This is a genomic window from Sphingomonas plantiphila (assembly GCF_046000505.1).
GTDB classification, from domain to species: Bacteria; Pseudomonadota; Alphaproteobacteria; order Sphingomonadales; family Sphingomonadaceae; genus Sphingomonas; species Sphingomonas plantiphila.
Genome location: NZ_JBELQC010000001.1, coordinates 2,099,406 through 2,111,826, shown reverse-complemented (window position 1 = coordinate 2,111,826; position 12,421 = coordinate 2,099,406). Strand labels below are relative to the sequence as shown.

General features: G+C 64.4%; 8 protein-coding genes. 6 read left to right on the top strand and 2 right to left on the bottom strand.

The window, feature by feature from the left end; translation table 11 throughout:
• Nucleotides 1–21: 21 nt before the first annotated feature.
• Nucleotides 22–2,079, bottom strand: a complete 2,058-nt coding sequence (gene recG, locus ABS767_RS10000; protein WP_408078208.1) for an ATP-dependent DNA helicase RecG — start codon at nt 2,077–2,079, stop codon at nt 22–24.
• Between the two features lie 188 nt (nt 2,080–2,267).
• Between recG and ABS767_RS09995 the strand changes: the two genes are divergently transcribed.
• The 6 genes from ABS767_RS09995 (at nt 2,268) to ABS767_RS09970 (ending at nt 11,687) form a co-directional block, all read left to right on the top strand.
• A complete protein-coding gene (locus ABS767_RS09995) occupies nt 2,268–2,534 on the top strand; it encodes an FAD assembly factor SdhE (protein WP_408078207.1) in 267 nt (88 codons plus the stop codon).
• A gap of 110 nt (nt 2,535–2,644) precedes the next feature.
• Entirely contained in the window at nt 2,645–6,118 is a 3,474-nt protein-coding gene (gene mfd / locus ABS767_RS09990; protein WP_408078206.1) for a transcription-repair coupling factor, read from the top strand.
• Nucleotides 6,119–6,309: 191 nt separating this feature from the next.
• Nucleotides 6,310–7,626: a DNA cytosine methyltransferase gene (locus ABS767_RS09985; RefSeq protein ID WP_408078205.1), complete on the top strand. Its 1,317-nt coding sequence runs from the start codon at nt 6,310–6,312 to the stop codon at nt 7,624–7,626.
• 72 nt (nt 7,627–7,698) lie between these two features.
• A complete protein-coding gene (locus tag ABS767_RS09980) occupies nt 7,699–8,829 on the top strand; it encodes a hypothetical protein (protein WP_408078204.1) in 1,131 nt (376 codons plus the stop codon).
• Nucleotides 8,819–9,721 carry a hypothetical protein gene (locus ABS767_RS09975; protein WP_408078203.1) on the top strand — a complete coding sequence of 301 codons (903 nt, stop codon included), beginning with the start codon at nt 8,819–8,821 and terminating at the stop codon, nt 9,719–9,721. The genes ABS767_RS09980 and ABS767_RS09975 overlap by 11 nt, the downstream gene beginning before the upstream one ends.
• Nucleotides 9,722–10,241: 520 nt before the next feature.
• Entirely contained in the window at nt 10,242–11,687 is a 1,446-nt protein-coding gene (locus ABS767_RS09970; protein WP_408078202.1) for a DEAD/DEAH box helicase, read from the top strand.
• Between the two features lie 21 nt (nt 11,688–11,708).
• Here ABS767_RS09970 and ABS767_RS09965 read toward each other — a convergent pair whose 3' ends face one another.
• Nucleotides 11,709–12,356: a hypothetical protein gene (locus ABS767_RS09965; RefSeq protein WP_408078201.1), complete on the bottom strand. Its 648-nt coding sequence runs from the start codon at nt 12,354–12,356 to the stop codon at nt 11,709–11,711.
• Nucleotides 12,357–12,421 lie beyond the last annotated feature (65 nt).

Sequence of the window (12,421 nt, the reverse complement as noted above, 5' to 3'; positions counted from 1 at the left end):
TCGGCTTTGATCGCAGCCGATCTACCCCGCCCGCAACAACCCCACCGCAGCATCCCGCTCGAACAAATACAACGCCACCCGCGCCGCCTGCCCGCGCGCGCCGTCCAGCCCGCCATCGCGATCGACCAGCAGCCGCGCATCGTCGGTCGCCGCCGCGATCAGCTCGGCGAACTTCTCCGGCGGGGCCAGCCGGAACGTCTGCTCGCCCGATTGCCGCGTCCCCAGCATCTCGCCAGCACCACGCAGCCGCAGATCCTCCTCGGCAATGCGAAACCCGTCATTGGTCTCGCGCATCAGCGCCAGCCGCGCGCGCGACGTTTCGCTCAACGTCCCCCCGCGCAGCAGCACACACACCGACCGCCCCCCGCCGCGCCCGACCCGCCCGCGCAGCTGGTGAAGCTGGGCGAGGCCAAACCGGTCCGCCGCCTCGATCACGATCAGCGTCGCATTGGGGACGTCGACCCCGACCTCGATCACCGTCGTCGCGACCAGCACGCCGATCTCGCCCGCCGAAAAGCGCGCCATCACCGCGTCCTTCTCCGGCCCCTTCATCCGCCCGTGCACCAGCCCTACCCGCTCGCCGAACCGCGCGCGCAGTGCCTCGGCCCGCGCTTCTGCGGCGGCGAGGTCGGTCTTCTCACTCTCCTCGACCAACGGGCATACCCAATAGGCCTGCCCCCCACCCGACAGATGCCGCGCGAGGCCGTTGACGACCTCCTCGATCCGCTCCTCGCTGATCACGCTCGTCTCGATCGGCATCCGCCCCGGCGGCATCTCGTCGAGCTTGCTGACGTCCATCTCGCCATGCGTCGCCAGCTGCAGCGTGCGCGGGATCGGCGTCGCGGTCATCACCAGCAGGTGCGGCGCGGTCTTCGCCTTGGCCTGCAGCATCATCCGCTCGGCCACGCCAAAGCGATGCTGCTCGTCCACCACGACAAGGCCAAGGTCGCGATAGTCGACTCCCTGCTGAAAGATCGCATGCGTGCCGATCAGGATGTCGATCGACCCGTCCGCAACCCCCATCAGTGTCGCCTCGCGCACCCGCCCCTTGTCGCGCCCGGTGAGGATCGCGACCTCGACGCCCAGCCCCGCGAACAGCTTGCGCAGCGTCTCATAATGTTGCCGCGCGAGGATCTCGGTCGGCGCCAGCATCGCCCCCTGCGCCCCCGCCTCGACCGCAATCAGCAGCGCCATCGCCGCGACCAGCGTCTTGCCCGCGCCGACATCGCCCTGCAGCAGCCTCAGCATCGGGCGGCTCTGCGCCATGTCGCCCTCGATCTCCCGGATCGTGCGCGCCTGCGCCCCGGTCGGCGCATAGGGCAGCTGCAGCGCATCGCGCAGCCGCCCGTCGCCCTGCAACGCCCGCCCCTTCTTCGCCCGCGCCGCGCCGCGCACCAGCATCAGCGCCAGCTGGTTGGCGAATACCTCGTCATAGGCCAGCCGGTCGCGCGCCTTGGCGTCCGCCGGGTCGGCATGGATCCGCGCCAGCGCCTCACGCCACTCGGGCCAGCCCTTGCGATCCTTCAGGCTCGGCTCGATCCATTCGGGCAGCTCCGGCGCGCGCTCGACCGCCTGTGCGGCGAAATCGGCGAGCCGCTTCGACGTCATCCCCTCCGAAAGCGGATACACCGCCTCGCGCCCGCCCGGCCGCGGCTCTCTCAGCGCGACCACCTCGGGATGCACGATCTGCAGCTCCTGACCGTACTGGTCGAGCTTGCCCGACACCCATTTGGCCTCGTTCAGCGGCAGCTGCTTCTTCGCCCAGCCGCTATTCCCGCCGAAGAACACCAGCGTCACGTAATTGCCGCGCGCATCGGTCGCCTCGACCCGCGCCGGCGCCCGCGCGCTCCCGCTCATGCGATAGTTCACCGGCGTCAGCCGGATCGCGATCGTCCGCCCGACATCGGCCTGATCCAGCTCCTCGCGCGGCAGGCGGTCGATATATCCGCTGGGCAGGTGAAACGCGACGTCGACCACCCGCGCCAGCCCCAGCCGCTCGAGCGGCTTGGCCAGCTGCGGCCCCACGCCCTTGAGCGCGGTCACTTCGGCGAACAATGGATTGAGGATTTCGGGCCGCATCGGAAACTGGATTAGGCGATCTTGCTCCCCTGCGAAAGCAGGGGCCCAGGTTATCGGGCGCATCGCTTGCGACCCTGGCCCCCTGCGTTCGCAGGGGAACTGGCTTTTTTGGCCAGCCCTGCTTATTTGCCCAGTGACCCCAGCCGACAGCGCATTCCAGCGCCGTCGGCCAATTTGCGTTGAGAAAAATGGACCGCGAAACCCGCATCAAACGCCTTCGCTTCCGCGCCTGGCACCGCGGCGTCAAGGAAGCCGACCTGATGATCGGCGGATTCTTCGACGCGCACCATGCCGGCTGGAACGATGCCGAGATCGAACTGTTCGAAGCGCTGCTGGAGGAACAGGATGTCGACATCATGGCCTGGGCGATGGGCGCGCAGCCCGTTCCGCCCGAATATCAGGGCACGATCATGGCCGCGCTCAAGACGCTGAACTACGTGCCGATCGCCGACTAACTCCCTCTCCCCTTCAGGGGAGAGGGTCGGGGAGAGGGGCAGTGCGACGAACTCTCCAAACGCCCCTCTCCCAACCCTCTCCCCTCAAGGGGGAGGGCTAGAAAGATCCGATGCCCGACCTCAACCGCATCCTCTCCGCCAAGTCGCCGCTGACCCTCTCCGGCGTCCCCACGGGCTTCCTCCCCTGGCTGCTCGCCGATCTCGCGCGCGCTTCGACCAGCGGTGCGGTGTACATCGCCCCCGACGAAGCCGCGATGCGCGCCGTCGCCTCCACCGCCACCTTCTTCGCGCCCGAGCTCGAGATCGTTCAGTTCCCCGCCTGGGACTGCCTGCCCTATGACCGCGCCAGCCCCACCCTGCGCGTCATGGCCGAGCGCATGGCAGCGCTCGCCGCGCTGCAGACCGCGCCGAAGCGCCCGCGCCTGATCCTCACCACCGTCAACGCCGCCAGCCAGCGCACGCTGACCCCCTTCCGCATCCGCCAGATGACCGCGCGCCTCGCGCCCGGCGAGCGCATCTCGCTCGACAAGCTCTCCGCCTTGCTCTTCGCCAATGGCTATGTCCGCACCGACACCGTCCATGATTCGGGCGAGTTCGCGGTGCGCGGTGGCCTCGTCGACCTCTACCCCTCGGGCGCCGAACAGGCGCTGCGCCTCGACTTCTTCGGCGACGAGATCGAAAGCGTCCGCACCTTCGACCCGACCGACCAGCGCACCACCGGCCGCATCGACGGCTTCACCCTCCTCCCCGCCAGCGAAGCGCTGCTCGACGAGGACACGATCAAGCGCTTCCGCGCCCGCTATCGCGAGAAGTTCGGCGCCACCGCCACCGGCGACCCGCTGTATCAGGCGATCAGCGACGGCCGCCGCCTCGCCGGCATGGAGCATTGGCTCCCGCTGTTCGAAGAGCGGATGGAAACGCTGTTCGACCACCTCCCCGCCGACGCCGTCGTCATCCGCGACGCCGGGGACGCCGGCGCCGCCGAAGCGCGGTTCGAGGCGATCGCCGACTATCAGGCCAACCGCGTCCGCGCCCAGTCCACCGACGCCGGCAGCTACCGCCCGCTCGGCACCGACCAGCTCTACCTCCTCCCCGCCGAGTGGGAGACGCGCCTCAAGGCCGCCCGCGCCCATCTCGCCACCCCGTTCCACGAGCCCGAAAGCCCCACCGTCCTCGACTTCAACGTCGACGGCCCGCGCGATTTCGCCCCCGAGCGCGCCGCCCAGTCGAACATCTACGACGCCGTCACCGATCACCTCGGCAAGCTGCGCAAGGGCGGCAAGAAACCGATCCTCGCCAGCTACTCCACCGGCTCGCGCGAGCGGCTCAAGGGCCTGCTCGCCGATCACGGCCTGACCAGCACCGTTCTCGCCGATGGCTGGCAGGAAGCGCTCGGCGCCGCGGCGGGCGGCCGCGACTCCGCCAACGTCGCCCTCATCGTCCTCCCCCTCGACCACGGCTTCACCGCGCCCGACATCGCGCTGCTGACCGAGCAGGACATGCTCGGCGACCGCCTCGTCCGCCGCAACAAGCGCAAGAAGTCGACCGACGCCTTCCTCGCCGAACTCGCCACCCTCTCCCCCGGCGACCTCGTCGTCCATGTCGAGCACGGCATCGGCCGCTACGAAGGGCTCACGCAGATCCCCGTGCAGAAGGCGCCGCACGACTGCGTCGCGCTCACCTATGCCGGCGGCGACAAGCTCTACGTTCCGGTCGAAAACCTCGAAGTCCTCACCCGCTACGGCTCGTCCGAAGAGGGCGCGACCCTCGACAGGCTCGGCGGCGAAGCGTGGCAGCGCCGCAAGTCCAAGATGAAGGAGCGCATCCGCGAGATCGCGGGTGAACTCATCGCCACCGCCGCCGCGCGCGCCGTCCGCCCGGGCGAGGTGATCGAGCCCGATCCCGGCGCCTACCCCGCATTCGTCGACCGCTTCCCGTTCAGCGAGACCGACGATCAGGAACGCGCCATCGCCGAAACGCTCGACGATCTCGGCGCCGGCCGCCCGATGGACCGGCTCGTCGTCGGCGATGTCGGTTTCGGGAAGACCGAGGTCGCGTTGCGCGCCGCCTTCGTCGCGGCGATGGCCGGCTATCAGGTCGCGGTCGTCTGCCCCACCACGCTCCTCGCGCGCCAGCACTACACCAACTTCGTCGCCCGCTTCGAAGGCTTCCCGCTGCGCATCGGCCGCCTCTCCCGCCTCGTCCCCGCCGCGGAGGCGAAAGCGACCAAGGAGGGCCTCGCCGCCGGCACGCTCGACATCGTCGTCGGCACCCACGCCGTCCTCGCCAAGGGCCTCGACTTCAAGCGCCTCGGCCTCGTCGTGGTGGACGAGGAACAGCGCTTCGGCGTCACCCACAAGGAACGGCTCAAGGGCCTCAAGGCCGACGTCCACGTCCTCACCCTCACCGCAACCCCCATCCCGCGCACGCTGCAGATGGCGATGTCGGGCCTGCGCGAGCTGTCGGTGATCCAGACCCCGCCGGTCGATCGCCTCGCCGTGCGCACCTATGTCATGCCCTGGGACCCCGTCGTCCTGCGCGAAGCCCTGCTGCGCGAACATTATCGCGGCGGGCAGAGCTTCATCGTCACCCCGCGCATCGCCGACCTGCCCGATATCGAGCATTATCTGCGCGAGGAGGTGCCCGAGATCCGCTACGTCGTCGCCCACGGCCAGATGGCGCCGAGCGAGGTCGAGGAGCGCATGTCCGCCTTCTACGACAAGAAGTACGAGGTGCTCGTCTCCACCTCGATCATCGAATCCGGGATCGACATCCCCAGCGCCAACACGATGATCGTCAACCGCGCCGACCGCTTCGGCCTCGCCCAGCTCTACCAGCTGCGCGGACGCGTCGGCCGCGCCAAGACCCGCGCCTACGCCTATATGACCACCGCCCCCCAGCGGCTGATGACCGAAGCGGCGGAAAAGCGGCTCAAGGTCCTCTCCGACCTCGAATCACTGGGCGCGGGCTTCCAGCTCGCCAGCCACGATCTCGACATTCGCGGCGCGGGCAACCTGCTCGGCGACGAACAGTCGGGGCATATCAAGGAAGTCGGCTACGAACTCTACCAGTCGATGCTGGAAGAGGCGATCATGGACGCCAAGGCCGGCGGCATCGCCAGCGACCGCCCGCGCGACCTCTCGCCCCAGATCACCGTCGACGCCCCGATCCTCATCCCCGAAACCTTCGTCCCCGACCTCGACCTGCGCATGGGCCTCTACCGCCGCCTCAACGATGTCGAGGACCGCGCGGGGATCGAGGAATTCGCCGCCGAGATGATCGACCGCTTCGGCAAGCTGCCCGAGGAGACCGAAAACCTCCTGCTGCTGATCGAGGCCAAGCTGAACGCCAAAAAGGCGTGCATCGCCAAGATCGACGTCGGGCCAAAGGGCGCGCTGGTCACCTTCCACGAAGACAAGTTCCCCAGCGTCGAGGGGCTGCTCGCCTATGTCGAGCGCCTGGACGGCACCGCCAAGCTGCGCCCGGACATGAAGCTGGTGGTGGCGCGCGCGTTCGCGACGCCAAGGGCACGGCTGAACGCGGCGCTGCAGATTTCGCGGGGGCTGGCCAAGGCGGCGGGGTGAGGGGGACGCAGAAATTTCACGTCGTGGTTCGGACGCAAACCAGCTCGACAATCGCTTAGACTTCGTTCATCAATGCGAAAATAGAGTAGCATGAAGCCGGGGGATGGAGAGGTTTGCCACCTACGATTTACCGAACGCGGGCAGAATAGACGGTACTATCACAAAACTTAAGGTCGTCGGAAGATAATCGCATGACGCCTTCTTTGCGTTTTATTGATTTATTTGCGGGCCTTGGTGGTTTTCACCAAGCGCTCTCGCGCCTAGGCCATCGCTGTGTCTTTGCGTCTGAGATCGATCCTGTGCTTGCGGCGCTTTACAGAAAGAACTTCGGCATTGAGCCTGTCGGCGACATTCGTGCCGAGGCTAAAAACGTGCCCGCGCACGACATTTTGTGTGCAGGTTTCCCTTGCCAGCCATTTTCAAAGGCGGGCGATCAACTGGGCTTCGAATGCCCCCAATGGGGCGATCTGTTCGACTATGTCGTCCAAATCCTGAAACGCCACAAGCCCGCCTATCTCCTCATCGAAAATGTCCCTAATCTAATGCGCCACAAGGGTGGTCAGACGTGGACAAACATCGAAAATCGGTTGCGCGCGCTCGGCTACGATATCGATTCTGGCAAACTGTCTCCCCATCTCTTTGGCGTGCCCCAAGTGCGTGACCGGGCGATCATCGTGGGTGCTAGGAAAGGGCTCCAGCACTTCGCCTGGCCCGAACCCACACACAGCGCCGAGGATCTCGACATTCGCTCGATACTCGACGAGCAACCGTCAAGCGCTAGGCCACTCGGATCGCGTTTCCTGGAATATCTGGGAGCTTGGCAGAAGTTGCTCGATGCATTGCCGCGCGATGCCGCGCTTCCGTCCTTTCCGATTTGGGCGATGGAATTTGGCGCGACCTACCCAATAGTCATGGCTACCCCCCGGCAGCGTGGCTTATCGACCATTCGGTCCTTCAAAGGAGCCTTCGGGCAATCACTCCATGGTCTCGATGACGAAGATGTTTTGGCTCGATTGCCAAGTTATGCGCGAGACGATACCGCTACATTTCCCAAATGGAAGATCGACTTCATACGTCAGAACCGGCAGTTCTACCGGACGCATCGAAAGGTTATTGACGCGTGGCTACCCTCGATACGCGATTTCGCGCCCAGCTTCCAGAAACTAGAATGGAATTGGAAGGCTGGCCCGCGCGATTTGTGGCAAGCCATCATCCAATTCCGGGCTTCCGGTATTCGAATAAAGCGACCGACAGCGGCGCCGTCGCTCGTTGCGCTGACCACGAGCCAAGTGCCGGTCATTCCGTGGGAACGTCGCTACATGACCATGCGGGAGTGCGCTCGACTGCAAAGCATGGGCGAATTGCCCAATCTTCCCGACAGCCAGACAGCTGCGCACAAAGCACTGGGCAATGCCGTCAACGTAGATGTCATCAGCGCGGTGGCTCGTTCGCTAATCGGGCCTGCCTCACTATCGGAGAGGACACCAGCGCGGGGTCTTGCCGCATGAACCAGTTGCACCGGCACTTTTTCCACTAATTCACCAGCGAGAAGCGCGGAACACCGCAGAACGAGGTCGAGCATGGCGATCAGCAAGGTACTTGAATATGCCCATATCGACGAATTAAGCCTCGACCCAGAAAATCCACGTATCGGTCGCGCTAAACGTAAGGAGCGATTAGGACAAAACGAACTACTTCGCGTCATGGCGGCGTGGACGCTCGACGAACTCGTCGATTCATTCATAAGCGCTGGGGGATTTTGGACCCAAGATGCGCTGATGGTCGTTCGGGAGAAGACAGATATCGGCGACGTGCAGACTGTCGTTGAAGGAAATCGACGCCTTGCCGCGCTGAAACTAATGCTGAAGGCGGTGCGAGGGGAAATCGACCCGCCTCGCTGGCTCAAGGACCGACTTCAGGGTACCGACCTTGATGAGCACAACGAACTTTTTACGGCTGTTCCTTTCCTAGTCGCAGATAGCCGGGACGACATCGCTGCTTATCTGGGATTCAGGCACGTCACTGGTATCAAAGAGTGGCCTCCAGCAGAAAAAGCCGAGTTTATTACAGGGTTGATCGAGGAGCATCAGCTCTCGTACCGCGAAGTGGCGAAGCAGATCGGAAGCAGAACCGACAGCGTTCGCCTGAATTATGTGGCCTTTAAGATACTTCTCCAACTAGAAGCAACCCTCGACCAAGATGAATGGGCCGAGGTCGAGGATAAGTTCTCAGTGCTGTTTCTTTCCTTGCGATCACAAGGTGTACGTGAGTTCCTCGGCCTTGACCTAAACGCCCCTCCCGCCGGCCGTCACGATCCGATACCCGACCAGAAAAAGGAAGATCTGACCCGGTTTGTGAACTGGCTGTTCGGGACCAAGGACAAAAAGCCGCTGGTTCGAGATTCGCGTCAAGTTGATCGATTTGGGGAGATGCTGGCTGAGCCGCGCGCGGTCGCCTATCTAAAGGATACCGCTGAGCCGCAATTCGATATCGCTTATCAATTGACTAAGGGTTCGACCGACCTCGTTATCGATCCACTGCGCGAAGCAAGACGCCACATCACCTTGGCTCTTTCCGGCCTGGGCGACCGAAGTGAAGCGGAGGATGTACGCACCGAAGCCTGGCCGGTAATCGAAGGGGGCTTACAGCTCGCGCTTGCGACCAAGGGCGACAACCTCGTGAACGCACGAGATTTGCTCAATGCAGCTTGAGCTTCCAGGCGCAGGCTATGGTCCTGCCCGCTATCCCACTCGCCGAAGAATCGAGCTCTTCGCTGATTGGATCGAGGCGCAGGCATTTCTCTTGGAAGAACCCTTATCACAGCCGGCGTTAGTCGACCGGCTTGAGGGGACTGCCCTGGTGCGCGACTCTGATGACGCATGGGCCCTTATCGGCGACGCCTTTAGTGCATGTCGATTTAGACGCCGCCATATGGAAAACGCCTATCCATTTTCGGTCGCGGGTAACATGATCGAACTGGAGACCAAAAACCGGCTGGCATATCTTTTTTGCCTGCTAGCATCGCTACCGGAGCAATTTACGCCTCTGAGAAAAGGCTATCCGACCGAGTTTCGCGACCATTTCGAGGCGGTGGTTGCTGCCGCGTTACGGATCATTATGCCCGAGTGGGACGTGTACGAGACCGGCTGGTCAAAAATCGCCGCCGATGGGAAGAAGGGAATAGTTCAGAAGGTCGCGGATTGGTCGAAGGGCAAGTTTCAGGACGAAACGGTGTTTCCGTCGGCCAATGACGCGCAGGTCGATGTAGCGGTAGTCAAGAGATTCCGCGACGGGCGCAGCGCCCTTCCCGTGCTCCTCGGCCAGTGTGCGACAGGCGTGACGGATTGGACAGGGAAAGCTGCACGCCCGAACATTGATCGCTGGTGCAAAGCCGTCCAATTTTCATCAACGCCGATCCGCCTATTTGCAGTGCCATTTGCACTCGACGACGAAAGCTTTCGGGAAGCATCTGTCGAATCTAACGGCTTAGTCCTTGATCGAGTTCGAATTTGTGGGGTTCTAGCGGATGTCGATGACGGCATAAGGGCCAAGTTGACAGATTGGCTCCAGTTGGCCGCGCCAATGATTCCAATCGCAGCGTAGAGAGCGACGTATATAGCTTTCTTCATCTTCCTTGCAATGTTGGACCTGATATGTTCTCCTCCCCCGGTCGAACACCGACCGCTCTTTGACCCCGTCGATCGCGCCGCTGAAGGTCCTGGCAGCCCTTCCGCCCGAACCTGACACCCCGCCTTACACACCCGTATTTTTGTCAGCTTCGTCAGCCCGCCCCGCCGTCAATCGTCCCGGGATCGTCCGAAGCTGACAGGATCGACCGCGTTCCGCGAAACTTCGTCAGTTTCACATCAGCCCCACCCCGCCGCCTGGACCACCTTCGCAACCTTCCCCCACTCCACCCCATCTTGACTTAAGACAGCCCTGCTGCCATATCGCGCCGCAGCGAGGCGTTATGCAGCGTGATCGGGCCGGGGTGAATTCCTGCGGCTCCGGCTCCGCCTCGGTTGATTGCTCGGCTTCCCATATCACGCGGGTCGTCATTTATTGACCCCGCCTGCGCGCGCGCATTCCGCATGCGCGCTGGCCGTTTATGCAAAGAGTTTCCATGACCAAGTTCAATACCCTCGGCCTGTCCGAGACCACCCTCGCTGCGCTCGCGGCAAAGGGCTATACCGACGCGACCCCCATTCAGGCGCAGTCGATCCCCGCGCTGCTCGAAGGGCGCGACCTGCTCGGCATCGCCCAGACCGGCACCGGCAAGACCGCGGCGTTCATGCTCCCCTCGATCGAGCGCCTCGTCGCCTCGAACAAGCGGGCGCAGCCGCGCGGCTGCCGCATGCTCGTCCTCGCCCCCACCCGCGAACTGGCCAGCCAGATCGCACAGAGCGCCCGCGACTATAGCAAGGGCACCAAGCTCAGCGTCGCGACCGTGTTCGGCGGCACCTCGATCCACAAGAACAAGACCGATCTGGCGCGCGGCGTCGACATCGTGGTCGCCACCCCGGGCCGCCTCGTCGACCTGATCGAACAGAGCTACGCGATCCTGCTCGGCATCGAGATTCTGGTGCTGGACGAGGCCGATCAGATGATGGACCTCGGCTTCATCCATGCGCTCAAGCGCATCGTCCGCGAGCTGCCGTCGAAGCGCCAGACGCTGTTCTTCTCGGCCACCATGCCCAAGTCGATCCGCGACCTGGCCGGCCAGTTCATCAAGGACCCGGTCGAGGTGAAGGTGACCCCCGTCGCCACCACCGCCGAGCGCGTCGAGCAATATGTGACGTTCGTCAATCAGGCGGAGAAGCAGTCGCTGCTGACGATCGCGCTGCGCGACGAGAGCATCGACCGCGCGCTGATCTTCACCCGCACCAAGCATGGCGCCGACCGCGTCGTGAAGCTGCTGGCGGCGAGCGGCGTCGCGTCGAACGCGATCCACGGCAACAAGAGCCAGCCGCAGCGCGAGCGCGCGCTGGGCGAGTTCAAGTCGGGCAAGGTCAAGATCCTCGTCGCGACCGACATCGCAGCACGCGGTATCGACGTGTCGGGGGTGAGCCACGTGTTCAACTTCGAGCTGCCCAATGTCCCGGACCAGTATGTCCACCGCATCGGCCGCACCGCCCGTGCCGGCGCCACCGGCGTCGCGATCAGCTTCTGCGCCGATGACGAGCGGCCGTATCTGCGCGACATCGAGAAGCTGATCCGCCAGAAGGTCGCGATCCAGCCGCTGCCCGAGGATTTCCTCGCCGAATCCGCTCGCATCAAGTCGAGCCGCGGCCCGATCCCGATGAGCCGTGACGAGCAGAATGGCCGCAATGGCCGCACGATGCAGGATCGCAACGCCCACCACCGCGCCGCCCAGCGCGACCGCGGCCCGCGCGGCAATCCCGCTGGCGATCGTCGCCACGGCGATCAGCAGCCGCGTGGCGAAGGTGCCGGTGCGGGCGACAAGCCGCGCTTCTACGGCCCGCGCAAGAAGAAGTTCTCGCCCCGCCCTGCCGGTGCCACCGGCGGTAGCCAGCGCAGCGGCGGCGGCCAGGGCCAGCGCCGCGGCTGATCGTTCAGGCGCGGGCGGCGGTCACTTGCCGCCCGCAGCCTTGACTCGAATGCCCTGCGCAAATGCCCGGGTCGCACTCCGCAGCCGCAGGATATCGGCCTCGCTCTTGCCGGGCGAATAGCGATAGATCGTCAGCATCTTGCCCCCGACCACCGTCATGCATCCGGTGACGGCGAGCGTGTATTTGAGGCCGGTCTTCGGAACCGCGGCGTCCATGATGCCGCCGATGTACAGGCAGGTTTCATCCTTCCCATAGCCCTTGATCTGGCCCTTGACCTGAACTTCCGTACCCAGCGTCTCGGTCGTCCGCTCCGACGCCTTCTTGTTGATCTGATCGCTGTCGATCGCCTGTTCCAGTGCCGGCCCGACCTGTGCCTGTAATTCGGCATTGGTGATCGTCACCGGGATCAGCTGCACCGGGACCTTGACCAGATAATAGTCTTTCCAAGCCTCGCTCTTGGTACAGGAATTCACCGTGAGCAAAGTCGCGTTAACATTGTCGGCAGACGCGACCATCTGGGCGGCCGTCGCATCGTCCCCCTCGGGCAGACAATAGCCGGTCGGAAGCGTCGCCGTCAGCGCGACCGGCCCGATCTTGAATTCGGATTGGGAGGCGGCAGGGGCGGCGGTGGCGAGGGCGATGGACATCGCGAATAGGGCAGCGTTCATCCGCTCCTTGTATCGCGACCACGGCGCCACGCAACGGACGTCGCGCTGATCCGACTCACCCCGAA